We start from the raw sequence: 26,078 nt of genomic DNA on the forward strand, positions 1-26,078 counted from the left end.
TTTAAGAATTGAAAACTCGTTCTCTTCTAAACTGATTTACCTTTAAATTGTTCTTAGGTCTATCTACCGGCGCACTCGTTTTAGAGGTGTTTTTGGGAAAACAGGCAAAAAACGCCAAATGCCCCTTTCAAACTACCCTGGCATTTCCTACATTTGCACTCGCAATACCAGGCCGCGTAGTACAACGGATAGTATTGGAGTTTCCGAAGCTCTCGATCCAGGTTCGATTCCTGGCGCGGCCACCAAGCTTGAAAAGCCCTCTCCGCTGGATGCTGAGAGGGCTTTTTGTTTTAGAAGGTTCGGAAATACCTTGGACACCGTTCTATAATAAACGGCCACGTATCAGGGTTCTCTTCCCCCTTGCAAGCCTTCTATGCCAGCTCTTTCCACAGGCAATCCTTATTGGACTTGGAGGAGCTAATGCATCCCTTCAATCCTCCTTGCTTAATTAGTTTTATAATTAAATGAGTATTTTTTCATTTCTTGCGTACTAATACTACTACTCCCCGCCAACTCTATGGCGGGCTTTACACTTTGCCTCTTTTGGTCCGCGCTTTCTATAATAAAGCACCCATAAGAAGAGGCTTGGGAGTCAGAGGTTATCCCTTCGGCCCATTTCCTTTCCTCCCTTCAACCTTACCAATGATAAAATTAGATTTGATCATGGTCGTAGAAGACGACCCTTCCGCCATTTTCCTTGCCCACCGCGTCCTCACGAAAAGTGTAATTGCTGAAAAGTTCTGTACCGCCCGAAACGGGATACAGGCGCTGAGTTGCCTCCAGAGTCACTGCGGCGCTCCAGATTATCATCATGAGTTACCTTCTCTTATTCTCCTGGACATCAACATGCCCTACATGGATGGATTTGAATTCCTACTTGAGCTTGACCTTCTAAAGCTCAACACAAGGCCTCTGGTGGTCATGTTATCCTCCTCCCAAAAAAAAGAGGACGAACACAAAGCCCTCCAACTCAAAGCAGATGCCTACCTTAGAAAACCGCTCAAAATAGAGGAGCTTAATGAGTTCCTCTCCAAGACGCTTTAACACCCATTGGATTTGGATTTTACCTCAGGCTTCAGTCTCTATTGACCTGAATAGTTTTGCTTGGGGCTGCTTTTAGGACAAATTGAGGCATTGCCCCATCATGATGTCAAAAGATAAAGAGTCTCTGCCAGAGAAAATTTCAATAAGAATGTTCTAGGTATAGAAGCGGTAATTTAAGAGTAGAAAATCCTTCCTGACCATGGCCAGGAAGGATTTTTGTTTTGGTGATCACCTAAGTCTACTGCTTTTCCCCTATCTTGTTAAGGAATTATCTTTAACGGTCATCAGCCTTACAACGCTCCTTGCACCTGGCATAAGAAAAGTTCTTAGCACCAATAACCAAAGCACCCATGTCAGAGAAGGAGAACGGGAAGGAGAAGCTGCGGCTGCTCCTGGAGGAATTTAATTTGCTGCAGGAAGATGAGAAAGTGAGCATGCCCGTTCTGCTGCAGAAAGTAGAAAGCGTGTTGCAGGTGCTCCGGTCCCTGGGCACAGACGGGTATACCGAAGACCAGACCCATCACATTGTCAATTACTGCAAGCTCAAGATGAAGTACGCCCGCAAACAGATTGAAAACGGCGACGTGGAAGAAGGGCTGCAGTTCGCAAAGTCGGTGATCAGTTATTACTTGAAAGAGGCCAGCGCCCCGGAAACCACTCTGGAGAATTAGCGCACCCTCCCAGAAGCCAGAAAAATAGAACCTTAATCACCCTGGCCACCCCATTCCTTTTAAGCGGAAAGATAACGGCAGCCAGCGTTCTGGGCCCGGGGTCACCTTCACCGTCTATTTTCCTTGCTTACCCTCTCCCCTGCCCAAGCATTTGTATAAACTGGTGGGCCATTTTTCCTCTACCCTATTGTCACCCTGGTTGCTTTAAAAAGTATACGCTTTTTAATATATTGTTGGGAATTTACGGGCCCTTATGCTGGCTTTACCTTGAACCAACCATTAAAAACAACCTACCCTTTATGAAAAAAGTAGTACTCCTTTGCTTCGTCTTACTCAGCTTTACCCAGGTATTTGCGCAGAGCCGCCCAGATTCCATTGAGGTCCGGAAAGGCTTCTCCACGGTATACAGGCAGCACGGCCAGAACCTCACGCCCAAGCAATTACTGGCGGCCACGCAATCAAACCCAGAGGCCTACAAGCAAATGAAAATAGCCAAAGGCAAAGCCGATGTAAGTTCGGTGCTGGGTTTTGCCGGCGGTATGCTGGTAGGCTGGCCGTTAGGGTCGGCTATTGGCGGCGGCGAACCTAACTGGACCCTGGCGGGTGTGGGCGCCGGCCTGATTGCGGTGGGCATTCCGTTCTCCGTTTCTTATGCCAAACACACCAACAACGCCATTAGTATCTACAACCAGAGTGCCCCGCAGGCGCTTATTCCCTCGCATGAAATCAAGTTCGGGTTCACCGGAAACGGCGTAGGCATGCATCTTAAATTCTAAGATCTGGTTTACAAACACCAACAGATTTTCTGGGATAAACCTAAAAGCCGTCCGTTACAGCAAAGCGCTCATAACGGACGGCTTTCACATATTGTATTTCTTCCCAGGGAAGCAGCTACTAGGAAGTAATCCGAAGACAATAAACCCCAAACCTTCCCGTATAAAGTTTATCAGCCCCAGGCCTTGGGTCAGCCCCTGAAAGCGTTACTACCTGAATACCTTTTCATGATTTAAGCTGGAGACCGCATAAGGTAGACTACCTTCAGACATTTTACCAACACGCTTAATACCATCTATTGCACTATCAGGTACTATGAGCGGCTCAAAATGCTTTCTGTGATCTGGAAAGGAATGGCCACCAAGGAAAACATCAAAGAGGTAAAGAGCGCAGTAATGGAAATGATCGGGCAGACCCACTGCCGGTTTATCCTGAACGATATGGAGCGCTTTTTTTGCCAGCTCTTCTGAGGTATTGGTAGATCTGGCCATGACCGAGTGGGACCCCGAGGGCCTGCACTCTGGGGTGCAGGTGATTGTACACATTATAAAACCCGAAACAGATTTACCCCCCCTGCAAACCTCCTGTGCCCATCCGTTTACGATCAAGTTCTTTGACGACAAAGTAGATGCCATCACCTGGATCACCGAGGAACTGGAAACCAACCCTTCCGCCTAAACCTTCCGGCATAAATATCAGGTCAACCGCTAAAAGCCGTTTTGGGCCTGTTTTCAGAAAAACAGGCCCAAAACGGCTTTTAGCGGTTGACCATCAAGCGTTCCTTTTAAAGCCAGGTCATTTCAATGCCCAGTCAAAATAAATGGCCTGAGCAATGCCCATCTACCGCGGCGCCCGTTTAACTAAATAAGAGCGGATTGTTCTTCACCAAAACCTCAGCAGCCATGAACCTACTTACCCTAAACCTGGCAGATAACATCAAGATAGAGGTAGACAATACCTACAGCGGCGTGGAAACCATCAAATACAACGGCGAAGTAGTGTCTGAGAAAAGATCGCTCTCCGGCGAAAACCACCAATTTGAGCGGGAAGAAAACGGCAAAAAGGTAAAATACGAGGTAAAGATCAGCATCAAAGGCCTCTCCCGGATAGGCATAGACATCTACCGGAATGACAAGGTAATCCTGATCAGTTAATTCTCCTTTTGAGTTGGGATTCTTGAAGAATAGTTATTGGCATTCATTGACTGAATCAATGGCCTTTCTGTTTTGGGCATGTTTTCCGGAAAACGGCTCTAAAACAGAGATGCCCAATTGCTAGGATTTCTCTAACTAACCTGCCCAACAAACCAGAAGCCCCAGCTGAAAAACAGCTGGGGCTTCTGGTTTTAAAAGAAGGTTATTCTTCTGGCAGGTTTAGATGGAATCTGTAACCACTAATAGGGCATAGATTACTCCTGGCAAAAAGAATAAGAGCGTAAGCAAGATACTGACCCAGAAACGGGTGCCTATGCCTTCATGCAGGTACACGGCCAAAGGCGGCAACAGAATAGCTAATACCAGTTTCAGGCCCAGGCTCACATCGCTCTGCTGAATGTTCTTTTTCATTTCTCTGGTCAGGTTCTTTTTCTCTTCTTTAGACAGGGAATTGAATTTTTCACGGGCGCTTTCCAGGGCTGCCTTGTCTGCCGCCACCAAACTGGCCGCGTTGGCTGGCGCAACGGCTACCGCAGGTGCCTTGGTTTCAAACAGAACGGGTTGGGGGGCCGCGGCGCTGGCTTCTAAGGGGCTTTCCTGGGGCGCTACCGCTGCCGGCTCCGGCGCTACCGCGGTTTCTATTGAAGAAGCAGTATTGCCAGGCACTACGGCGGCGGGCTCGGCTTTGGCTACTGATTTTGTGTAGGGCTCTGGCTTTACGGCGGAGAATCTATAATACTCTGCAGTACTACAGGCCAACAGGAGCTGACCTAAAACCAGCACCATAACCAATTGGAGTAAATGTTTCAACTGCATAACGTTACGTATTTAAGTAAAAAGAAAAAACTTGAGAAAAATCCTACCTTCTTATGCCTGGGGCACCGGCATATCCAGAGTTTGTGTATAAGGTTTTTACTAGTTATCTCTCTACTTTGTTCTATATTTTAACGCTAAAATACAGTATACATCAAATATTTAAGGGTTGCTTCCCAGAAATAACCTGGTTTGTTTTAGGCTAGTTTTCCTGAAAACAGGCCTAAAACGGGTTCTCTTAGTTTTTTAGTTTTTAGGGATTTCCACGTAAAAGGAAGATCCTTTGCCTTCTTCGCTCTCAAACCAGATCTTGCCCTCATGCAGGTTCACAATGTTTTTGATGATAGACATGCCCAGGCCCACGCTTTTCTCGCCGCGAAGGCCTTCGCGCCGGGCTTTGGTGAACTTGTCAAACAGGTAAGGCTTGAGGTGATTTGGAATGCCAATCCCGTTGTCTGCCACGGTAATGAGCACCGTATCAGACTTGGGTTCCAGAGACACAGTAATGGTCCCTTTTTCCCTGGTGAATTTCATGGCGTTAGACACCAGGTTGTTTAATACCTGCATGAATTTCATGACGTCCAGGTATACAAACACGGGTTCAGCGGGCAGGTTGGCGGTAAAGTTTTTCTCCAGCAGCGTGTCACCCACGTGCTGGTAATTGTCCATCATGATGCCCAGTTTCTGCGTGATGTCTACCCGCTCCTTGTGCAGCACCACCTGTGAGGACTCCAGAAACTCATTGTCCACGAAATCACGGATCAGGTCAGAGCCCTTGGTGGCGTTTTCTTTAATGTAGCCCACCAACTCCAGGGTCATGGGGTTCGCCGACTTCAGTTCAGCCTCCAGCAGTTTAATCATTCCCTCAATGTTGTTGAAAGGCGCGGCCAGGTCATGGGAAAGAATCTCCAGGGTAGAGTTTTTCTTTGAATTAAATTTAAGGATGTTGCTTTGGTACTCTTTCCTTTTGGTAATGTCTTCGGCATACCCCGTAATATAGCGGGTGGCCTCCATTTCTATAATTGCGCAGTTGAGGCAGATCCATTTAAGTGGCTGGCCCGGCACCTGAATCCTGAACTCAATGCCGCTTTGCCTTAGGCTGTTCTGGAGCTGGTGGTATTGCTCCGTGAGAAAGTCTCTGTCATCCGCGTGCACCCGGTCCACAAGTCCCGTGGCGTCATAGAGCACTTTCTCGGTGTCTACCCCAAACATCTTGGCAAAGGCCCCATTCACGTATTGCAGCGCGTTTTGCCCATCTTGGTACACAAAATATGCCTGCCCGAAGGCCTCTGCCGCCTGCTCTACCAGAGAGGCGTAAAAGGCAGCTTTTGTATTTTTCATTTTTATAATTTAATAAGGTGAATTCCGGTAAGAATGAGGAGAAACGTGTATTTTAAAAGTATGTTCGTTTTTATATATAGCAGGCCTTAAACTTTTGGTTTTAGAAAGCTGGAAAATAAAGAGTATCTTCGTTATAGTTATTCTTATGTCACGCTTATCCCCTACGTCATGCCGGCAACCCAAAGATCAAATCCCTACTATCATGAAACAGGTGAAATCCTGGTGATTGATGATGATTCCTCTAGTCTGTTTCTAATTCAGGACCTACTTAATTCGCTGGGGATGGGCGATAAGGTCACCACGGCTACCAACGCCGCAGATGCCCTGGCGGTGATCAAAAGCCGCATTGGCACAGACAAATTCCCTGAGCTGCTGTTCCTGGACATTAAAATGCCTGGTATTGACGGCTTCGGGTTTCTGGAGCAGTTACGCCACATGTACTATCCCAGCCACGCAGAACCAAAAGTGGTCTTGCTAAGCTATTACGGCAACAGAATGTACCAAGAGCGCGCGGCGGAATTTGGTGTTTCTGCTTATTTACGTAAACCGTTAACCAAAGAAAAGGTTATGGACGTTATTGACCTGCATACGTTCAACAACTAAGGCCCGCCCTACTACCTAGATTCCCGCTTTTAGCATCAAGTGCCTCTGGTGGAATGGATTCTTCCTTCTATGAGCCTGGCAATAAGAACATCCTTGTCCCCTGCCCCGGACCCCGGGGCAGGGGACAAGGATGTTAGCTGTCCTGCTCAAGGCTTCCCAAGCCGTTTTTATCGCCAAAAAGACCTTGGCAGTATTCTTTTCCAGACTTTATACTTGCTGCTGTTTCCTGCGCCCCTCGCCTGCTTTCAGCAACTAAACCCACGGTTATTTCGTCAAAGACGCCTGTAACAGGCTTACGATTGGACCTTGGTCACTTGGCTGCTTGCCTTGTTAAAAAGGAGGGCTGGCCGCGAGGCTGTTATTTATCTTTTTAATTCTTTATCTTTAACCTAGACTCCACGCTTAAACCTACCTACTATGGCCAAAGGAAAATCACCCTCAAAAGAAACCAAAAAGAAGGAGCCCACTAAAAGCTTGAAAGAGAAGAGAGCTGAGAAGCAGCAGAAAAGGGATTCTAAACGGGACTAACACGCCCGCCTTCATTATGAACCGGGGCCCCAGCGGTGGCGTAGCAGAACAGAAATCTGGCTACGCCACCGCTGGGGCCCCGGCTTTTATAGGGGTACTTCCCTTATAAAGGGTTCGGTAATTCGTTTACTACTTCCCTGAAGTCTTGCTCACTCAGGGGTTTTGCCAAGTGTCGCTGAATGCCCAGGGCCTGCATCTGGTTAATATCTGAAGCGTTGGTAGAGGTAGACAAGACCACAACCCTGGTGGCCGCTTCCTTTGCCACGCTCAGCTTGTTGAATTCCTCCAGAAAGGAGAAACCGTCTAGCACCGGCATGTTAATGTCCAGCAGAATCAAGCTGGGGTACGCTTCAGGCCCCGAAAGGCTTTGCAGGTAGGCCAGCCCCTCCATGCCATTGGAGGCCACAATAATCTGGTCTACCAGACCGGTTTCTTCAATAACGGTCTGGTTAAGAAAGTTGGTTATCTCATCATCCTCAATAAGAAGTATGGATTTGATTTTTTTCACGGGCAATAGTTAAGTGGGGGACTTATTAAATATTGTAAAGAAAAGACTTTACCAGATAAAACTTCTCAAAACCTGCGGTTTTTACTGAATTTTAACAAAGATTTTTTTCTCCCCCTCCTGTGCAGCGCATCAAAAGCTCCACCCAGAGCAATACCTACTTCTTGGTATTTGTGAAACTCTCCTTTTTAGCCCTTTTCTGCCTGCTGGAGCCGTGGCGCGCGGCAGGAATTTTTCAAGACCAGGTACCCGACCACCCCACTTAAAACCGAGGCGACCAGGATAGCGAATTTGGCGTTGGTTTGGTAGGCTTCTTCCTGGAAAGAGAGCAAGGCAATGAAAATAGACATGGTAAACCCTACCCCGGCCAACAACCCGGCCCCTATCAGCTGCCGCCAGGATACCCCCTCTGGCAAAGAACTAAGCTTTATCTTGTAAGAAAGCCAGGAGAGAAGCATAATGCCCAGTGGCTTACCAACACAAAGTCCCAGCAAAATACCCAGGCCCAACGGACTGGCCAGCCCCTCTACCATGCCCGCCTCAAACCTGATATTGGTGTTTACCAGCGCGAAGATGGGCATGATGAGAAAGTTCACCGGCTTTACAATGGCATGTTCCAGCTTTTCCAGAGGAGACTCCTCGGCGGTTTTGTTGGTAGGAATGGTAAAGGCAGTCAACACCCCGGCCAGGGTGGCGTGCACCCCAGAATGATGGATAAAGTACCACATGGCCAGCCCGGGCACCAGATAAAAGAAAAGGTTGGTTATGCCCAGCCGGTTAAAGACCGCCAGCAGCGCCATCACCCCGGCAGCGTACAGCAGGTAATTCACGTGCAACTCCGCAGAGTAGAAAACGGCAATCACCAGAATAGCCACCAGGTCATCTACAATGGCCAGGGCCGTTAAAAAGATCTTGAGCGCTACCGGCACCCGGTTTCCCAGAATAGAGAGAATACCAATGGCAAAGGCAATGTCCGTAGCCATGGGAATACCCCAGCCCCCGGCCGTGGGCTCGCCTGCATTGATCAAGGCATAGATTGACGCCGGTACCAGCACCCCGCCCAGCGCCGCAAAAACAGGCAGGGCGGCCTGGCTTACAGAAGACAGCTCGCCTTCTATCAACTCGCGCTTGATCTCCAGCCCTACCAACAGGAAAAAGATGGCCATTAACCCGTCATTCACCCATAACAAAACAGAATATTTTAAGCCAATCATCTCCGAGGCATAGCCCACCTCCAGGGCCAGAAAACGTTCCAGGTCATCGCCTAGCGGCGAATTGGCAATGAGCAATGAAATGGCCACAAAAGCCATCAACAGAAAACCACCCGCCGACGTGGATTGAAAGAAACGCTTGTACACCTCTAAATTGATAAGCTTACTGATCATAGGCAATTTTGAAATGTAGGTGAAGGATACCCCGCTGGTTACTACCAATTGCGTGGTTACCTGAGACTGGCTTTAAGATACTATAATTTTATTTACCCGAAAGCGCTGCTGTTTCAGGGCCTTTTTTCTGAACACAGGGCAAAACCAGCCAATAGCCGTAGCCTGAAAAGCAGTCAGACTGAAAATTTTTTACTTGCGTTGCTGCTGTTTTATCAATTTCAGGAGCACCCCGTTGGTCCACCCAAAGCCGTCCTGGTTGGGGTATTCTCCCCCGCCGCCCTGGGTGGCCGGCTTCTCCACGTTGTATTTCTCCGTCAGTTTGCCGGTCTGCTTATACACTTGCAGGTTTTGGTTTACCCAGTTCCAGGCAATGGTGCTGGCCAGTTTGTTTTGGCCGTAGGCTTTTAAGCCCTGAATGCTCATCCATTGCAAGGGTGCCCAACCGTTGGGCGCGTCCCACTGCTGCCCTGAGGCTACCAGCGTTGCCGGCAAGCCGCCCTGCCGCAAGAAATCACGTTCCAGCTTCCTGGCTACGCCCCGGGCCTGTGCTTTGGTAGCCATGCAAAAGAACAAAGGCGTAACCGCCGCCAGCGTAGGGTGCGTGGACAATTTCTGCCGCACAAAGTCATAGTCAAAGAAAAATTGCTCGGTGGGGTTCCAGCAGTAAGCCAGCAGTGCCTTCTTCCTTTTTTCGGCCTTGGCCCGGTAGGCCCGTTCCTGGTCTTTATCCTGCCGCAGATGCGCCATGTCTGCCAGTAATACTTCTACGTGGTAAAGCAGGGCATTCAGATCTACGGGTACCAATTCGGTGGTTCTGATGCTCTCCAATGACTTTCCGTCTAAGAACCAGCGGCTGCTGAAGTCCCAGCCAGACTCAGCGGCGGCCCTTATGTTGCGGAAAACTTCCTCAGGATTCCGGCCGGAGGCCCGGGCCACTTCCAGATCTTCCTTGTAGGCTTCGGGGCGTGGCGAGGGGTCATCGTCCCAGTAGCGGTTCAGGACGTTTCCATCGGGCAGCAGCACTACCCGGCGGAAGGCAGGTTTCTGGGCGGTAAGGTTCTGGGCCCCGTCCATCCAGAAGGCGTATTCCTTTTCCAGGGCCGGGGCGTAGGTGCTCAGGATTTGCTGCCCTTTCTGCTGGGCCAATACGCGCAGCATAAGGGCAAAGAACGGGGGCTGCGACCTGCTCACGTAATAGGTGCGGTTTCCGTTAGGAATATGGCCTACGGTCTCAATAAGAAAGGCGAAATTGTCTACCATGTTCTGGATAAGCTGGGTCTGCTGGCTTTCCTGTAGGCCCAGCATGGTAAAGTAACTGTCCCAGTAGTAGATTTCCCTGAAGCGGCCCCCCGGCACCACATAGGCGTGGGGCAAGGCCAGCAAAGACCCTTTTTGCTGCTGGGGCTGGCGGGTTAAGACGGGCCACAGGGCCTGGATATGGTCAGTGACCGGCTGGGAGGTATCTGCCTGGTAGTCATTGCCCGGGGTAGGCGGTAACTCAAAGTGGCGCAGTACAAATGCCTTCAGGTCAAAGCCTGGCTTGTCTTTCTCCTGCGCATACGCCCTTAGAATCTCCGCCGGGGCGGAACGGGGCACACAGTCCGGGAAAGTCTTGGAGTCTGGAAACACGGGCGCCACCTGCACAGCCTTAAACAGGTCACCCAGCTCCTGGTGCGGCCTGAACTGTGCCTGACCATCCAAACCCCAGCACAGGGCCAGGAAAAGCTGTAAAACCGGTAAAATTCTATGGAATGGGGAATTGTGGCGGGCGTACTTGTCTGTCATAGGAGAAACGGTTGAAACCAACTGTCCATACGCAGGAACCCGCTGGTTGGGATACAGCGCTCCGTTTTTGCACCCATTTAGCTGCCTGCCCAAAGGACTATTTTTCCCTTTTTTCTACTAGTATTACCAGCTAAAAAAATTCCGTTTCGGGCCTGTTTTCAGAAAAACAGCCCCGAAACGGAAACAGGTATTTGTTGCTTAGTTTACAGTGGCAAAAGAAGACATCCGGCCTTAGGCCTACGGTAGTTTACCGCTCATGCAGCAACCGGTCAATGTCCTGAATTTTTCCGAAGATCACAAGAATGTCGCCGGCCTCAAAGACCGTTTCGGCTTTCACCACCCCCATCACGGTGGCTTTCTGCTGCGTCTTCCCGAAAAGGTTTTTAGTTTCCCGGTGCCGCAGAATGGTGAGCACGTTCACTTGGTACTTGGCCCGGAAATTAGACTCCGCAATGGTCATGCCCACGTACCGCTCCGGCACGGTGGCCTCAATAATGTTGTAGTCTTCGGTCAGGTCAAAGGAGTCAATCACCCCGCGCATCTCCAGTTTCTTGGCCAGCCGCTCGGCGCTTTCCTGCTCGGGCCTGATGATCTGGTCCACCCCAATCGCCTCCAGCACGGTTTGGTGCAAAGGGGAAATGGCGCGGCTCATCAGGCGTTTTACGCCTAGCTGCTTAAATATGGCGGTGGCCATGACAGAAGCCCCGAAGTCTTCGCCAATGCCCACCAGCACCACATCAGTTTCGGCTATGGGCAAGGTGGCCAAAGAAGGCATATCGCTGGCATCCAGGCAGATGGTATGGGTCACGGTATCTTTGTAGGCCTCCACCTTGTTCATGTCCTTGTCTACGGCAATCACCTCATGGCCCATCTCCGTTAACCGCATAGACAATGATGACCCAAAATATCCTAACCCTACTACTATATAACGCATACTTCGTTTTTTTACGTGATGATGATGGTCTCTTTAGGGTAGCGGTAACGCAATGAGGCCACTTTGCGCAGTAAACTCACAATCAGGGTGAGCGTGCCTACCCTTCCTAAAAACATGGTAATGATCACTACCACTTTGCTGGGGGTGCTTAACAGAGGGGTAATGCCCAGCGTTAACCCCACAGTGCTAAACGCCGAGAAACACTCAAACGCCACCGCTGAAAGCCCCAAATGAGGGTCAAAGAAGGTGACCAGGAAAACGGCCGCGCCGATGACCAGCAAAGACAACAGAATAATGGCAAACGCCTTGTACACCGATTCCTGCTCAATTTCGCGTCCAAAAACCTCTACCCGGTCCTTGCCCTTGGCCAGGCTTATAATATTTAAGATAGCCAGCGCAAAGGTGGTGGTTTTGATACCGCCGCCCACAGAAGCCGGCGAGGCTCCAATCCACATCAGTAATAGGTAGAGCAGAACGGTGGGAGCGGTCAGGGCCGCCAGGTTGACGGTATTAAACCCGGCAGTACGGGGCGTCACGGCCCCAAAGAAAGATCCTACCAGTTTCCCCCAGGGGCTTTGGCCCGCCAGCGTGTTGTTCATTTCCAGTAGATAGTAGATAACCGAGCCCAAAAACAAAAGCAATAAGGTAGTGATCAACCCTAAGAGGGTGTTCACGTTCAGAAGCCGTGGGGTGTGTTTGAGAGGAGTTTGCGGGTTTAACTTATGAACCTGCGCCAAGGCTTTGTACCGGACAAACCTAACCAGGTTAAAAACAATGGGAAATCCTAATCCACCCATAATGACAAGCCCTGCAATGATTAACTGCACCGGGTAATTAAACCTGATCAATGGGTCATATAACCCCAGACTTAAGGTAGAAAACCCCGCATTACAGAAGGCAGAGATGGCATGAAAAAGTGAAAAACTGAACTTATCAGGGAGTACGTTTACCGGAATATCCTGCAGAACCCAATAAAGCAACAAGGCCCCTGCCAATTCAAATCCCAGGGTAAAAGTAACAATTTTAAAAAGGGTTCGAGTAATCTGACCCAGATTGTCTTCATTCAGCCAATCTTTCATAAAAAGGGAACTCTTTAAAGAAGAACCCTGAAAAAATATTCCAAAGAAGCTGGCGAAGGTCATGATTCCCAACCCGCCTACTTGAATAAGTATGAGGATAATCACCTTTCCGGCCGGGGTGAAGGCCGTGGCCGTGTCTAGGGTGATAAGGCCCGTGACACACACCGCGCTGGTGGCCGTGAAAAGGGCATCTATAAACGAGATCTCCTCATACGTGGCCTGGGGCAATAGCAGCAGGAACGTGCCCACCGCAATCAAAAACATGAAACTGAGCACAAACATCTGCGCCGGGTGCAGGTTACCCCGGTAGAAAAGCAGCGTTTTCTTGGACAGCTCTATGAAGAAAACATAGAAAATAATAAAGTGGATGGGGTGTTCACTGTCAAAGAAATGCAGCAGACTACTAGCCTGAGTTACCTGGTTGCTAAGAATCAGGCGCGCCACCAACACCAAAACCATGAAGGTGAGCAGCAAACCCTCAAAGATAAGAGAGGGCCTTTTGGTGCCGTCTTTAAACATGACCGCCATCCTGAAACCCACGCACCCCAACACTACCAGAAAATAGAAGTGGTAGAAGTAGTGCAGGTAGATGTAATCGGGTTGAAGGTGCTCAAACCCAATGTCATACAGAAACGCCAGCAACCCCAAGCTACTGAAGTAAAGCAGGAAGGTATCCAGCAAGGCTACAATGCGGGGCGTATTCCTGAAGGTGGCCTGCAGCGGGGTAAGCCTAGACTTATTGTTTTTCAACTTCATAAAAATGTGAGCTCTACCGCCAATCGTTCACTCATTCTTCCCATTTGGCTTATCCCAAATGAAGGTGGAGTACGCAGCAAATGTAAACAAGGCGGAACATTTTCCGCTCACCCAAGTACTTAAAAAGCAAAACAACTTTACTTGCCCCTACAATATGGATACCTACAACCTGAAGCCTGAGCACATGCGGGCCCCTGAACACCTGAATGAGAAAGAGATCCGGCAGAGTTTAGAGGAGCTGGACGCCAAGATAAAAGTACTGCAGGGCCGGGCCAACGCCACCACTGCAGATTCGTCGCATACCTACCATGAGCACATTGCCGCCCTGGAGGCCAAACGCACCCTCATTGCCCAAAAGCTGGAAGACACCTCCAGCGCCACAGACAGCACCTGGCAGGAGATAAAACGCAGCCTGGATGATCTAGCCGACGGGATCAAGAAGCTATTTTAAGACCGGAGGTTCCTAACCGTTTTAGGGCTGTTTTTGAGAAAACGGGCCCAAAACAGCTAGATCTATTTGCCTTAGCCTGGGCCGGTTCTTTTCTTGAGGCTTTCCATTTTTACCGTCACTTAAGCTGTAAAAACCTGATGGGCGAAGCATCTGTTTTGGGCCTGTTTTGGAGAAAACAGGCCCAAAATAGATTTAAGGCATAGGGTAATGTTCAGAGATGATGTTGAGGATATCTGGGGTCAGGGGCTTGGAGAAGAAGTCATTCACCTCAGAGAGGTTGCGGGCATGCAGGATGTCGTTTTTGTCTACCGCCGAGGACAGCACAAAGAGCAGGCACCCTTTGGTCACCTCAGAAGGCAGCTTTTGGTATTCCTCTATAAACTCCCAGCCGTCCATGCCAGGCATGTTAATGTCCAGGAAGATGATCTCAGGAAAGTCCTCCGGAGCTTCACTCACCAGTTGGGTCAAGTTCTCCAGGGCGTCTTCGGCCCATAAATAACTGTTGATGGTGTCTGCGAAGTGCTGCCCTCTTATTACGCTTTCGCATAAGAAGTTATGGATCTCATCATCATCAATTAAAAATACTTTCCTGTTCTTACTCATGTGTTAGGGGATACTTAAAAAAAACTTTGAAGGTTGATCCCTTGCCTACCTCACTATCAACATCTACCCAGCCACCAATGGTCTCCACCTGGGTTTTAATCATGTAAAGGCCCAAGCCTTTCCCTTCAATGTGAGGATGAAATCGCCGGTAAAGCCCAAAAATTTTGGAGCCCTGTTTGCCCAGGTCAATCCCCATGCCGTTGTCTTGTATCTGCAGACATAATAATTCGTTTGAAAATACAGTTTTAATACCAATTTCCAAACCTGTTCCTTCGCGGCGGTATTTTATAGCGTTCGTAATCAGGTTCAAAAGAATGCTGTGCACATAACCTTTATAGGCCAACACCTTGGTGCCGGCGCTAAAATCTGTGGTCAGGTTGCAGGAGGACTGGAACAACTGCCAGGCCACGCTGTCCTGCACATCCTGTAATACCTCCTGCAAATCCACTACCTCCAGGGGCTGGTCTACCTTGCTCCTGATGGTGAGAATCTCGTTCAGGTCTTTAATGGTAGAGTCTAGCTTGTGCGAGGTTTTCTCCAGCTTATTGATGAGGACCGGGTTGACCGGGTCCAGCACGTTTTTACGGTTGTACAGGCTGGTCAGCCCCATGATATTGGCCACGGGCGCCCTAAGGTTGTGGGAGACAATATAGGCGAACTGCCGCAGGTGCTCGTTTTGCCGCGCCATCTCCTCGGTAAGGCTGAGTTTCTCGGCCTCGGCCTGCTTGCGGTCCTTTATCTGCCTGATGGAGATAAAGCTGAAATTCTCCTGCTCAAAACCAAAAAGGTTGAAATTAATTTCCACGGGTACTTCCTGCCCATCTTTGGCCCGCACGTTTATCTCAAAGCTTTTGATGGTGACCGGCCCTTCCCCGGTGCTCTGGCGCTCCCAGACCTGCCGCAAAAGCGATGGGGCAACCTCAAAAATGGTAAGCGCCAAAAGTTCTTCTTCTGAATACCTCAGCAACGCAATGGCCGCCTTATTCACCCGCAAGATACTGCCGTCTACCCTGGCCCAGAGAAAGGCCTCTGCCGCGTGTTCAATGGAAAGATCCGCGAATTTCAGTTTCTCTTCCGTTCTTTTCCGCAGGGTAATGTCATTGGAGCTTCCGTCTAAGCGCATCATATGCCCCTGCTCATCTAGTTTAGAGGAGCAGCGGGTAATCAGCCATTTCTCTTCCCCGGCTTTGGTCCTGATCCGGTATTCCATCTGGAACTGGTTGCTGCTGGTCTTTAGCTTGGGCAAGGCCTCCTCAAAAAGGGGCCGGTCTATGGGGTTTACCAGGTTAAACCATAAATATTTATCCGCATAAAACTCATCTGGGGTGTACCCCAGTATGGTCTCACACTGCGGGCTCACGAAGGTCATCTCCATCTTGGCGTTAAAGGAGAAAATAATGCCCACAATATTGTTCAGGATTGATTGGGCCCGGCTTTCTAAATCCAGCAGTTGTTTCTCGGCTATTTTTTTGGCCGTGAGGTCATGGACCACAGCTAACCGGTAATTGTTATTCCCTTGTACCTCCAGGGCATGCGCATGAACTTCTACATACAATAAGGTCCCATCTTTTTTCCGGTGTACGCATTCATCAGTCAGGTTCAAGTCTTCTCTTATCTGGCTTAACACATCCAGTAAATGGGGAACCTGGTCTGGGGGCCGCACGTCTTTGATGGTCATCTGAAGGAATTCCTCTTCTGAGTATCCATACAACTTTACGGCGGCGGCGTTCACCATTATAAACCGAAGGCTTTGGGTATTGAAAACCCACATGGGCAATGGGTTATTTTCAAACAACAGCTTGTAATAACCATCCTTAGGAATTTCAAATGCTTCCTCTGCAAGAGATTTCATACGGTGTTGTTTTCGTGATTTCTCATCAAAAGGAAACCATTTACCTAAATATTTGGTACTACCTGCAATAATACAAACCTAGTGACAAAACATGGAAGCTAGGCCTTGAATAACTTTATATAATTCAAATACATACACCAGTACGAAAGAAAGCCATATTTTAAATCTATTGCTTGACCTAACTAGTTAATTATCTGTTTCTTTAAAGAAAAATAACAAATTATAGTCGGCGAAAATAAAGGCCCTAATGCTTATATTGGTATAAAATAGGAAGGATTTTCTTTATATTCTATGCCTGATTGGGCTGTTTTATAGATTATTTACAAGTTCTTTCTTTAATACAATAACTACTTTCTTAAAGATAGTATTTACCAAAGACCAATAGTAGTACTTACCGTATTAAAAGATGGATCCGCCTCTTCATTTTCATAATTCTATTATTGCCGTTTCTTGACCCAATAACTCCATTGCCTTTGAAAAAAATTTACCTTTAGTTAAATGAAAAACTTTTACTTAGTTCTGTCATTTTTAGGCATAATCCTGTGTTCCTTTGGCAGGATGGAGGCGAGGGCCCAGAATACTCCAAAAACAGAACCACTTACTCTGGTTTTCAAATTAAAGCCATCTGCGGCGCAGGCCTTGGGAAAAAGCGCGGGAGCCTCTTCCGTGCAACAAGTGGTACAGCGCGTGGCCTCTACGCCGGCAGCCAAGAAATTCCCGCATGCCGCCCCAATGGCAGAAGCCAAAACGTTAGCAAAAAACGGGGTGGACCTTTCTTTGATCTACCAGTTACGCTACACCCCTGGCCAATCCTTTCTACAGATTAAAAAAGACCTGCTGGCCACCGGCCTGGTGGAGTATGTAGAGCCCCTTTACCTCTATGAACCGCTGCATATCCCCAATGACCCCTTGGCAGATTCAGTGTCAGGCTCTCAGAACTACTTAAAGATCATCAACGCCTACAGAGCCTGGGATATCTCTAAGGGAGACAGCAACGTGGTTGTTGGAATTCTAGATACCGGCGTACGGCTTACCCACGAAGACCTGAGAGGTAACCTTAAATGCAACTACGCAGACCCCATTGACGGAATAGACAATGACGGCGACGGCTACGTGGACAACTTCAGGGGCTGGGACATGGCCGATGGCGACAACGACCCTACCGCCGACGCCAATGGACACGGCACCTTCGTTACGGGCTTCTCCTCTGCGCAGGCCAACAATGGCATAGGCATTACCGGGGTGGGCTACAATTGCAAATTCTTACCAATTAAGGTTTTCTCCTCTCAGTCTAACGGCCCTTTTAGGGGATATGATGCCATTGTCTACGCCGCCGACCATGGCGTAAAGGTGATTAACTTATCCTGGGGCGCTGCTGGCAACTATTCTGCCTATGAGCAGGATGTGATCAACTACGCAGCCATTAACCGAGATGTGGTCATAGTTGCCGCCGCAGGCAACACCAACGCTGAGTTGGATTTTTACCCGGCCTCTTATCAAAATGTATTATCGGTGGCTGCTTTGGATAAATATGATGTAAAAGGCAGTTCCCATACCTTCAGCTATGCCATTGACCTAGGGGCCTTGGGCGTAGACGCCTTTTCTACCCAAAATGCCAGCGACTCCCGTTACAGTTCAGCCTCCGGTTCTTCTTTTGCATCCCCAATAGTAGCGGGTGCGGCGGCTTTGGTGCGTAGCCGGTTCCCTACCTTAACAGCCCTTCAGGTGGCCGAACGGATCAGGGTCACCGCCGATGAAATTTATACCATCCCCGGCAACGCCCCCTACTATGAAAAACTAGGCAAAGGCCGTTTGAACGTGTACCGCGCCCTGGCAGAAAACACGACCAAAGCTGCCCGGATTACTGCCGTCAACCTGGTCAATAACGGAGCACTCCTGCCCGGCGAGGAGGTACAACTTACGGGCTCCTGCACCAATTATCTACAACCTTTATCTGCGCTCACGGTTACTATTTCCTCTACCAGCCCCTATATCCAGGTACTGCAGGACCGGGCCACCCTGGGCGCTATGGCTACGCTGGCCAGCTCTAGTAACCAGGCCACTCCTTTCAAAATTAAGATTGCCGCCAATACGCCTTCCAATACCACCATAGATCTGCGTTTTAGTTTTGCAGACGGCGCGTACACAGATTTCCAATATGTGAAACTGGTGCTCAACCCTAGCTTCCTGACCACAGATGTGAATGATCTGGTAGCCTCTGTCATGAGCACGGGGAACATTGGGTATAATGGATTGAACTACAGCCAGGGGAAAGGGGTAACTTACCGGGGCAGTTCGCCTCTGCTGGCAGAGGGCGGGTTACTGATAGGGTACTCCCCTACCTATGTGTCTGATAACATCAGAAACGAAAAAGGCGGCACCGACAAAGACTTTTATTCCGTCTCCACCCTTTTCCGGCAGGTAAACTCTCCCTACGCCGATTTCCATGCCTCCAACGTGATGGAAGATTCCCTCACCGTTACCAAAAACAAAAGCCTGAAAATCCAGCAGAATGTCTTCGCCTGGAAAGACAACCCTAACCGGGGGTATGTGATGCTGGAGTATATTCTGACCAACCGTACCACTGAGCCTATTGAGAATGCCTACGCCGGCTTCTTTACAGATTGGGACCTTCTGGCCGCATCTAAAAACGTGGTGGAATGGGACAACCAGTTACGACTGGGCTTTATCAGGCATATCACAGATACCACCCTCTGGACTGGCATTCAATTATTAAGTGAGGGCACCCCCGGGTTTTATGCGCTAGAGAATTCTTCTGCCACCCCGGGAACCATTAACATGGGAGATGGCTTCTCGGCGCAGGAAAAATACCTGGCCATGTCTGGGGGAGTGCAACGGGAAAAAGCCGGCTTTGACACGGGCAAAGACGTCTCCCTACTCGTTTCCAGCCCCATTAAATCATTACCGCCCAATGAACATGACACCGTGGCCTTTGCCATAGTGGCTGGCAACACCCGCGCCGAAATCTCCCAGAGCGCCGCAGCGGCCCTCCGGAAGTACCAGCAACTGCAAACAGCCCGTACTGTCACCTCCAGCCCGGGTCTTCTGCCTGCCGACGCCGTCAGCCTTTACCCCAACCCTACGCAGGGACAGGTAACGGTCTCCTTGCCGGCGGCCATGCAACAGACTACGGTAACGGTGCAACTGGTGAACGCCAGAGGCGAGATCGCCTGGCAAGGTCCGTACTCCCGCACCGATAAACCCAGCCTTGATTTCTCGCATCTGGCATCTGGTATCTACTACCTGCGCTTAACCTCTGCTGCCGGAACTGTGACGAAGAAGCTGATGCTCTCAAAATAAAACTTCTGTTTTAGGGCCGTTTTAGTAAAACGGCCCTAAAACAGAAGTGAATAAAAAAAGGAAAGGCGGCCTATGGGCCGCCTTTCCTTTTTTTATGCGTTGCCTGATGAATTAGGCATTCTGCTGCAGACGAATCAAGTTAAGGGCAGAGCCGGCTTTAAACCACTCAATCTGACCTTGGTTGTAGGTATGGTTGGCCTCAAAGGTGTAAGTAGAACCGTCTTTATGCGTTAACTTAACTTTCAAAGGAACGCCCGGAGTGAAGCTGGTTAAACCAAGGATGTCAATTACATCCTCTTCCTCAATGCGGTCATAATCTTCCTTGTTAGCGAAGGTTAAGGCCAGCATGCCTTGCTTCTTGAGGTTGGTCTCGTGAATACGGGCGAAGGATTTCACCAATACCACTTTCACGCCTAAGTGACGGGGCTCCATGGCCGCGTGCTCACGGGAAGAGCCTTCTCCGTAGTTCTCGTCTCCTACTACCACAGACCCAAGACCGGCGGCTTTATAGGTACGGGCTACCTGAGGCACTTCCTCGTATCCGCTGCCGCGGGTGAGTTGATTTTTCACCTTGTTGGCTTCGCCGTTGAAGGCGTTGATAGCACCAATCAACATGTTGTTGGAGATATTATCCAAGTGACCACGGTATTTCAACCACGGACCAGCCATAGAGATATGGTCGGTGGTACACTTGCCCTGGGCTTTGATCAACAGTTTCAACCCGGTCATGTCTTGTCCGTCCCAGGCCTTGAACGGCTCCAGCAACTCCAGACGGTCTGAGTTAGGATCTACCACAATGTTCACGGCACTTGGGTCAGCAGCTGGGGCTACGTAACCAGCGTCTTCCACGGCGAAACCGTTTACCGGCAATTCAATACCCATGGGCTCATCCAATTTCACCTGCTCACCGTTTTTGTTGGTAAGGGTGTCGGTGAGCGGGTTAAAGGTAAGGTCACCGGCAATAGCGAAGGCGGTCACAATCTCAGGAGAGGCCACAAATGCGTGGGTGTTTGGGTTACCGTCGTTCCGCTTCGCGAAGTTACGGTTGAACGAGGTGATGATGGAGTTTTTGCGCTTAGGATCGTCGGTGTGACGGGCCCACTGGCCAATGCAAGGTCCACAGGCGTTAGCCAGCACAACCCCGCCAATCTCTGCGAAGGTATCAAGTAAGCCGTCACGCTCAGTGGTGAAACGTACTACCTCAGAACCTGGGGTAATGGTGTATTCTGCGTTTACCGCCAGCCCTTTAACAGTGGCTTGCTTGGCCACGGAGGCCGCGCGGGTAATGTCTTCATAAGAAGAGTTGGTGCAAGAACCAATCAAACCAACTTCCAATTTGGCTGGCCAGTTGTGCTCACGCACGGCAGCGGCAAACTGAGAGATAGGCCATGCGGCGTCTGGGGTGAACGGACCGTTCACGTGTGGCTCCAGGGTGCTCAGGTCAATTTCTATCAGTTGGTCATAGAAAGAAGCCGGGTCAGCGTATACCTCGTCATCGGCACGCAGGTGCTGGGCTACCTGATCGGCGGCCTCGGCAATCTCAGCGCGCTCCGTACCTACCAGGTATTCTTTCATTTTCTGGTCATAGGCGAACACTGAAGTTGTAGCTCCAATCTCGGCACCCATGTTACAGATGGTGGCTTTACCGGTACAAGACAGGTTGTTGGCACCTTCGCCAAAATATTCTACAATGGCTCCAGTACCGCCTTTAACGGTTAAAATACCGGCCACTTTCAGGATTACGTCTTTGGCAGAGGTCCAACCGCTTAACTTACCGGTCAGTTTCACACCAATCACTTTCGGAAATTTCAGTTCCCAGGCCATACCGGCCATTACGTCAACGGCATCGGCACCGCCCACGCCAATCGCGATCATGCCCAGACCACCTGCGTTAGGCGTGTGGGAGTCAGTCCCGATCATCATTCCGCCCGGGAAGGCATAGTTCTCCAGTACTACCTGGTGAATGATACCTGCGCCTGGTTTCCAGAAGCCAAGACCATATTTGTTAGACACCGAGGCCAGGAAATCATACACCTCTTTGTTTTCGGTGTTCGCTTCGGCCAAATCCTGGTCAGCGCCTACGCGCGCCTGGATAAGGTGATCACAGTGTACCGTTGAAGGAACAGCAGCCGTGGCGCGGCCCGCCTGCATGAACTGCAACAAAGCCATCTGGGCGGTGGCATCCTGCATGGCCACGCGGTCTGGCGCGAAATCTACGTAAGACTTACCCCGCTCATAGCCTTGCGTAGCCGCACCGTTATATAAGTGAGCGTAAAGAATTTTCTCTGTCTGAGTTAAAGGACGGCCTACTGCCGTACGTGCCGCTGCAATCCGGTCGCCCAGTTGCGCATACACTGCCTTGATCATTTCTACATCAAATGCCATAGATCTGCGTTGTATTATTTTAGTTCTTGCTTAACGTCGCGCACAAAAGTCGCAAACAAAACACTTCTACACAAACTTTTAAATGAACAGCTTCCGTAAAGGTTTTTAGTGGCCTTTGCCACTTATTCCACCCGGAGCCGTAGATTTGCAGCATGAACAAGAAATCGTTTTTTAAATATTCCTTTTTCACGCTTTTAGCGGCGGCCATGGGCCTGCAGGGCTGTTCTTCTCCTTCTACCTCAAGTGAGTTAAAGACAGGCCCTTGGCGCGGTACCATTATGGTGAACGGCCAGGAAATGCCTTTTAACTTTACCGTTTCTGAGGAAGGCGGAAAGCAGGTAGCTCATCTTCTTAACGGAGAAGAGAGAATTTTGATTGATGAAATTTCATACGTCCAGGATAGCGTGCGCCTGCAGATGCATATTTTTGACGCGGCCCTCATTGCCAAAGCAGATGCCAATAAGCTTACCGGCCGCTGGGACCGCAAAGACGTGGCCGAGCCGTACAGCCTGCCTTTCTCGGCGGAGCATGGGAAAACGAGTCGTTTTTCTGAAAACCCCGCCAAACCAACCCTCAACGTGAACGGTAAGTGGGAAGTAACCTTCACTGAAGAAGACGGCCAGACCTATCCTTCCATTGGTGAGTTTGTGCAGAAAGGCAATGCCCTTACCGGTACCTTCCTGACCACCACCGGCGACTACCGCTATCTGCAGGGCCAGGTTTCTGGCAATGAACTGAAGCTTTCAACCTTTGACGGGGCCCACGCCTATCTCTTCACGGCCAATGGCGGGCCGGACAGCACCTTGACCGGACACTTCTACTCCGGCAAAGCCGGCCATGAAACCTGGACCGCAAAACGCAACCCAGACTTTAAACTGGCCTCCGCCGACACGCTCACCCACCTGAAGCCGGGTTATGACCGCTTAGACTTTTCTTTCCCAGACCTGAGCGGCAAGAAAGTCTCCCTCACAGATCCAAAATTCAAAGGCAAGGTGGTGGTGGCGCAGATCTTCGGGTCCTGGTGCCCTAACTGTATGGATGAGACCGCATTTATGGCCCCCTGGTACGCCAAAAACAAAAGCCGCGGCGTGGAAGTGGTTGGTCTGGGCTATGAAGTGAGCCCGGATTATGAAAAGGCTAAAACTCGCATTGAAAAGATGCGCGACCGGATGAAGGTAGACTACACCTTGCTGGTGGCCGGCACCAAAGACAAGGAACTGGTGGCAAAATCTTTACCGGCCCTCAACCACGTACTCTCCTTCCCTACCACTATCATTATTGACAAGCAAGGCAAGGTACGCAAGATCCACACGGGCTTCTCGGGCCCCGGCACCGGCAAATACTATGAGGAGTTTGTGCAGGACTTCAATAAAACCATTGACGCCCTATTGGCCGAATAGAGAACAAATCAAGCAATTTCAAGCAGCGGCGCGGTTCTCTCAAAGAGCCGCGCCGCTGCTGTTTTGGGCCTGTTTTCTGGAAAACAGGCCCAAAACGTAAACGTCTCTTATTTTAACGGAGGCATACCTTTATTGAGTGTTACCTTATTCTGCTTAGGTTGTGGGTTTCCCTCCTAAAAAACCATACCTTGAGCAAGTCAGCGGTGATGATATAGGCCAGCACAATCAATATCATGGCCCCCAGATTGACCAGCGGCAAAGGCACCAGTCCCAGGCTTCCAGCGAAGGGTAGATACGGGAGGCCCAGCGTGAGGACCAGCCCCACCAGGCTTAAGAGGGTCAAGTACTTGCCAGGGCGGCTTCTAAAGAAATTCTTGTAGGTCCTGATGATGAACAGGATAAACAGCTCCGTAAGAATAGACTCAATAAACCACCCAGTCTGGAAAGCGCCTTCCGTAGATTTCAGCAGGTACAGGAGCGTGACAAACGTTACCACGTCAAACAGCGAGCTGTGCAGCCCGAAGACCACCATGTAGTCCCTGATCAGTTTCAGGTCCCACTTTCCTGGCTTTACTATCTGCTCCTGGTCCACGTTGTCTGCCGTAATAGAGATATAGGGAATGTCTGTGATAAAATTAGTGAGGATGATCTGCTTGGGCAGCATGGGCAGGAACGGGAGAAACAGCGAAGCCACCGCCACGCTCAGCATGTTGCCAAACGTGCAGCCCGTAGAGATGAAGATGTATTTGAGGGTATTGGCAAAGGTGATGCGGCCCTCCTTGATGCCGTCTACCAACACCGACAGGTTATTCTCCAGCAACACAAAATCTGCGGCCTCCTTGGTGATATCGGCTGCGTTGCTCACCGAGATGCCCACATCTGCGGCGTTGATGGCCGACACGTCATTGATGCCATCGCCCAGGTATGCCACCGTGTAGGATTTGCGCAGGGCCAGAATGATGCGCTCTTTCTGGTGCGGCTCCACCTCCGCGAAGATGTGGGTCTTAGCCGCCTTGTGTTCCAGAGCCTCCGGGCTGATGTTCAACAGTTCTGGGCCGGTCACAATTTTGGGGTGCGCAATGCCCATTCCCAGCCCAATGGAGCGGGCAATGTTTTTATTATCGCCGGTGATAATCTTGAGGTCTACATACAGCTTTTTAAGGTTCAGAATGGTTTCCACAATACCGGCTTTCATGGGGTCTTTGAGCAACACAAACCCCACAAAGGTCATCTCCGTCTCCGCTTCCTTGGTCACGGCTTCCGCTGGAATGTTTTTATAGCACAGGGCAATGGCTCGCAGGCCGTCTTCGCCGTATTTCTCAAACTGTTTTTGTACCTGCTCCAGGTGCGGCGCAAAGGGCTCCACCTGGTGGTCATTCAACCGGATGGTGGTGCAAATAGCGACAATCTGAGGATAGGCGCCTTTACTGATCAATAGTTTTTCCTGGCCGGTGTCAACGGCAATGCTCAACCGCTTCCGTATGAAATCATACGGGATCTCTCCTATCTTCTGGGGCAGCGCAGTGGCTGGCATGGACATTTTCTTGAGCGCCTCATCTATGGGGTTGGAATACCCCGTCTCAAAGGAAGCGTTCCAGAAGGCCAGCGTTTTCACGTAGTCGCTTTCCTGGCCAGTGCTGTCTACCAGGCGCTCCACGGAGATGGTGCCTTCGGTCACGGTGCCGGTCTTGTCCGCGCACAGCAGGTTTACTTCCCCCAGGTTCTGGATGGAGGCCAGCTTCTTCACAATCACGTTGCGCTCCAGCATGCGCTTGGCGCCCGCGCTCATGGCAATGGTGGTGATGGCGGGTAACAGTTCCGGGGCCATTCCCACGGCCAGCGCCAGGGCAAACAGCGCCGATTCTACCACGCTTTTATGGTTAAGTAAATTGACCACCAGAATGACTAGCGACAGCACCAGCGTGATCTTCATCAGGAAATAGCCAAAATCCCTGATGCCTTTCTCAAAGGTACTTTCACTGATGGTAGCCCCGCTTTTGACAATTGTCCCGAACAGGGTATTGGTACCGGTGTTTACTACCAGCGCCTTGCCCGTGCCGCTCACAATACTGGTTCCCTGCCAGAGGCAGTTGCGTCTTTCTGCCAATGGGGTTTGCTCTTCTTTTCTGCCGGTTTCCTTGCGCACCGGAAAAGACTCTCCGGTCAGGCTGGCCTCATTGGCATGTAGTTCATTGGCTTCCACTAGCAGGCAATCGGCGGGAATGAGGTCACCGGCGTTAAACAGGATCACATCACCGGGTACAATCTGAGTAGAGAGCACTTCCTTTGCTATGCCGTTTCTTAAAACGGTACTCTGCAAGGCAATCATGGACTGTAGCCTTTCCACTACCTTGCCGGCCTTTCGTTCCTGGAAGAAACTTAGCGTACTGGAGGAAAGGACAATCAGCAGAATAATGAACACGTCTGAGGTATCGCCCAGAAAGGCAGACAGAACCACGGCGCCTAATAATAGCAGAATGATGGGGCTCCGGAACTGATTGATAAAAAGAAGCAAATCCTTTTGGAGGGCGGGTTTCCGTTTAATCGCTACCCCTGCCTTTTGTAAACGCTGCAAGGCTTCTTGCTCTGTTAACCCGGTGCCGGAACTCTGGAGCTGGCCAAACCAATACGGAGGCTCAAATTGCCAGAAGGTGCTTTGGGTGGTCAGGTCCATGGGTGCAATCCCTTTTACAA

At 50.0% G+C, this 26,078-nt stretch carries 21 protein-coding genes and 1 tRNA gene; 10 read left to right on the plus strand and 12 right to left on the minus strand.

Annotated features, from left to right (window positions below; all coding sequences use genetic code 11):
* The first annotated feature begins 170 nt into the window (after positions 1 to 170).
* From TH63_RS10310 to TH63_RS10325, 4 genes are all read left to right on the plus strand, one after another.
* Positions 171 to 245: transfer RNA gene (locus TH63_RS10310), tRNA-Arg, on the plus strand.
* A 418-nt stretch (positions 246 to 663) separates the two neighbouring features.
* Positions 664 to 1,044 carry a response regulator gene (locus TH63_RS10315; protein ID WP_197088537.1) on the plus strand — a complete coding sequence of 127 codons (381 nt, stop codon included), beginning with the start codon at positions 664 to 666 and terminating at the stop codon, positions 1,042 to 1,044.
* Between the two features lie 350 nt (positions 1,045 to 1,394).
* A complete protein-coding gene (locus TH63_RS10320) occupies positions 1,395 to 1,715 on the plus strand; it encodes a hypothetical protein (RefSeq protein ID WP_048920881.1) in 321 nt (106 codons plus the stop codon).
* Positions 1,716 to 2,014: 299 nt separating this feature from the next.
* On the plus strand, positions 2,015 to 2,491 hold the full coding sequence (locus tag TH63_RS10325; protein WP_156180525.1) for a hypothetical protein: 477 nt from the start codon (positions 2,015 to 2,017) through the stop codon (positions 2,489 to 2,491).
* Between the two features lie 207 nt (positions 2,492 to 2,698).
* Here the strand turns inward: TH63_RS10325 and TH63_RS20325 are convergent, their stop codons facing one another.
* The gene (locus TH63_RS20325; protein ID WP_156180527.1) at positions 2,699 to 2,980 is read right to left on the minus strand and encodes a hypothetical protein; all 282 of its coding nucleotides are present in this window, start codon (positions 2,978 to 2,980) and stop codon (positions 2,699 to 2,701) included.
* Here TH63_RS20325 and TH63_RS10330 point away from each other — a divergent pair.
* Positions 2,979 to 3,167: a hypothetical protein gene (locus tag TH63_RS10330; RefSeq protein WP_156180529.1), complete on the plus strand. Its 189-nt coding sequence runs from the start codon at positions 2,979 to 2,981 to the stop codon at positions 3,165 to 3,167. The two genes, TH63_RS20325 and TH63_RS10330, sit on opposite strands and share 2 nt — an antisense overlap.
* Before the next feature lie 224 nt (positions 3,168 to 3,391).
* Positions 3,392 to 3,643, plus strand: coding sequence for a hypothetical protein (locus TH63_RS10335; protein ID WP_156180531.1), 252 nt, complete (start codon positions 3,392 to 3,394; stop codon positions 3,641 to 3,643).
* Positions 3,644 to 3,862: 219 nt separating this feature from the next.
* On the opposite strand, the gene TH63_RS20705 is transcribed toward TH63_RS10335, so the two are convergent.
* Both TH63_RS20705 and TH63_RS10345 read right to left on the minus strand, forming a co-directional pair.
* The gene (locus TH63_RS20705; protein ID WP_231583457.1) at positions 3,863 to 4,459 is read right to left on the minus strand and encodes a YqaE/Pmp3 family membrane protein; all 597 of its coding nucleotides are present in this window, start codon (positions 4,457 to 4,459) and stop codon (positions 3,863 to 3,865) included.
* A gap of 243 nt (positions 4,460 to 4,702) precedes the next feature.
* On the minus strand, positions 4,703 to 5,797 hold the full coding sequence (locus TH63_RS10345; protein ID WP_048920885.1) for a PAS domain-containing sensor histidine kinase: 1,095 nt from the start codon (positions 5,795 to 5,797) through the stop codon (positions 4,703 to 4,705).
* Positions 5,798 to 5,965: 168 nt separating this feature from the next.
* On the opposite strand from TH63_RS10345, the gene TH63_RS10350 reads away from it, so the two are divergent.
* Entirely contained in the window at positions 5,966 to 6,400 is a 435-nt protein-coding gene (locus tag TH63_RS10350; protein ID WP_048920886.1) for a response regulator, read from the plus strand.
* A gap of 631 nt (positions 6,401 to 7,031) precedes the next feature.
* Here TH63_RS10350 and TH63_RS10355 read toward each other — a convergent pair.
* The 5 genes from TH63_RS10355 to TH63_RS10375 form a co-directional block, all read right to left on the minus strand.
* Entirely contained in the window at positions 7,032 to 7,436 is a 405-nt protein-coding gene (locus tag TH63_RS10355; protein ID WP_076606638.1) for a response regulator, read from the minus strand.
* 185 nt (positions 7,437 to 7,621) lie between these two features.
* On the minus strand, positions 7,622 to 8,818 hold the full coding sequence (nhaA, locus tag TH63_RS10360) for a Na+/H+ antiporter NhaA (RefSeq protein WP_048922735.1): 1,197 nt from the start codon (positions 8,816 to 8,818) through the stop codon (positions 7,622 to 7,624).
* A 189-nt stretch (positions 8,819 to 9,007) separates the two neighbouring features.
* Entirely contained in the window at positions 9,008 to 10,603 is a 1,596-nt protein-coding gene (gene treF / locus TH63_RS10365; protein WP_082161630.1) for an alpha,alpha-trehalase TreF, read from the minus strand.
* Positions 10,604 to 10,850: 247 nt separating this feature from the next.
* Entirely contained in the window at positions 10,851 to 11,537 is a 687-nt protein-coding gene (locus tag TH63_RS10370) for a potassium channel family protein (RefSeq protein WP_048920888.1), read from the minus strand.
* An 11-nt stretch (positions 11,538 to 11,548) separates the two neighbouring features.
* A complete protein-coding gene (locus TH63_RS10375; RefSeq protein WP_156180533.1) occupies positions 11,549 to 13,372 on the minus strand; it encodes a TrkH family potassium uptake protein in 1,824 nt (607 codons plus the stop codon).
* 154 nt (positions 13,373 to 13,526) lie between these two features.
* Here TH63_RS10375 and TH63_RS10380 point away from each other — a divergent pair, with 154 nt between their 5' ends.
* Positions 13,527 to 13,823, plus strand: coding sequence for a sll1863 family stress response protein (locus TH63_RS10380; RefSeq protein WP_048922738.1), 297 nt, complete (start codon positions 13,527 to 13,529; stop codon positions 13,821 to 13,823).
* A 192-nt stretch (positions 13,824 to 14,015) separates the two neighbouring features.
* On the opposite strand, the gene TH63_RS10385 is transcribed toward TH63_RS10380, so the two are convergent.
* Both TH63_RS10385 and TH63_RS10390 read right to left on the minus strand, forming a co-directional pair.
* A complete protein-coding gene (locus TH63_RS10385) occupies positions 14,016 to 14,426 on the minus strand; it encodes a response regulator (protein ID WP_048920889.1) in 411 nt (136 codons plus the stop codon).
* The gene (locus TH63_RS10390; protein ID WP_048920890.1) at positions 14,419 to 16,278 is read right to left on the minus strand and encodes a PAS domain-containing sensor histidine kinase; all 1,860 of its coding nucleotides are present in this window, start codon (positions 16,276 to 16,278) and stop codon (positions 14,419 to 14,421) included. The genes TH63_RS10385 and TH63_RS10390 overlap by 8 nt, the downstream gene beginning before the upstream one ends.
* A 639-nt stretch (positions 16,279 to 16,917) precedes the next feature.
* Here TH63_RS10390 and TH63_RS10395 point away from each other — a divergent pair.
* A complete protein-coding gene (locus tag TH63_RS10395) occupies positions 16,918 to 19,599 on the plus strand; it encodes a S8/S53 family peptidase (protein ID WP_197088538.1) in 2,682 nt (893 codons plus the stop codon).
* Between the two features lie 111 nt (positions 19,600 to 19,710).
* On the opposite strand, the gene TH63_RS10400 is transcribed toward TH63_RS10395, so the two are convergent.
* Positions 19,711 to 21,984 (minus strand): aconitate hydratase, encoded by a 2,274-nt coding sequence (locus TH63_RS10400; RefSeq protein ID WP_048920892.1) that lies wholly within the window; start codon positions 21,982 to 21,984, stop codon positions 19,711 to 19,713.
* Positions 21,985 to 22,136: 152 nt separating this feature from the next.
* On the opposite strand from TH63_RS10400, the gene TH63_RS10405 reads away from it, so the two are divergent.
* Entirely contained in the window at positions 22,137 to 23,384 is a 1,248-nt protein-coding gene (locus TH63_RS10405) for a peroxiredoxin family protein (RefSeq protein WP_082161633.1), read from the plus strand.
* Positions 23,385 to 23,523: 139 nt separating this feature from the next.
* On the opposite strand, the gene mgtA is transcribed toward TH63_RS10405, so the two are convergent.
* On the minus strand, positions 23,524 to 26,058 hold the full coding sequence (gene mgtA / locus TH63_RS10410) for a magnesium-translocating P-type ATPase (protein WP_048920893.1): 2,535 nt from the start codon (positions 26,056 to 26,058) through the stop codon (positions 23,524 to 23,526).
* Positions 26,059 to 26,078: the final 20 nt, after the last annotated feature.

This window comes from Rufibacter radiotolerans (assembly GCF_001078055.1).
Taxonomy (GTDB): Bacteria; Bacteroidota; Bacteroidia; order Cytophagales; family Hymenobacteraceae; genus Nibribacter; species Nibribacter radiotolerans.